This window comes from Vibrio sp. S234-5 (assembly GCF_000960595.1).
Taxonomy (GTDB): Bacteria; Pseudomonadota; Gammaproteobacteria; order Enterobacterales; family Vibrionaceae; genus Vibrio.
On sequence record NZ_JZAM01000029.1, the window covers coordinates 1 to 489 of the forward strand.

1 protein-coding gene and 1 pseudogene are annotated in these 489 nt (G+C 39.1%); both read right to left on the reverse strand.

Annotation, left to right across the window (positions count from 1 at the left end; translation table 11 throughout):
* A pseudogene (locus UF06_RS23345) lies at positions 1-123 on the reverse strand (DUF3265 domain-containing protein); the annotation flags it as partial.
* An 8-nt stretch (positions 124-131) separates the two neighbouring features.
* Positions 132-489: hypothetical protein (locus UF06_RS00120; RefSeq protein ID WP_206778249.1), on the reverse strand; the 358-nt coding region annotated here is incomplete at its 5' end.

Genomic DNA, 489 nt, shown 5'->3' on the forward strand with positions numbered 1-489 from the left:
CATAACGCCGCGTTAAGGGGTGAGTGCAGCATAAACCAACCTTCCGCAGACCATTTTCACCACAAAACTCACTGCAAACCAAAAATGCCACGCGGCATGAATCCCACTTAAACGCTTTGTTATGTTTGTAATCAAAGCGTACACCTTACACTTTTAGAGTAAGAATAAGCAGTCTTGACTTCGTTCGTTTTTATATAGTACTCCATGCGCCTTTTTCGCCATGTACCATCTGGGCCTTTATCTTTTGTTGATTCCGAAACTAAATAACCATACGGGCAAAGCTCTTTAACTTTTTCCTCGAAAACACTATCGATTTCACCGTTAGAACTTGTTAGCTCTTTTTCACTAATAGCTATCAAGGTGTAATCGTTATCATCAACTTCATAACTGAGAACTTCTATTGGTGCTGCCTGACTAGCAGCACACCCAGTCAAAAATACTAAACTCATAAAAACTGAATGTTTCATTTTTATCCTTAAAACATAACGC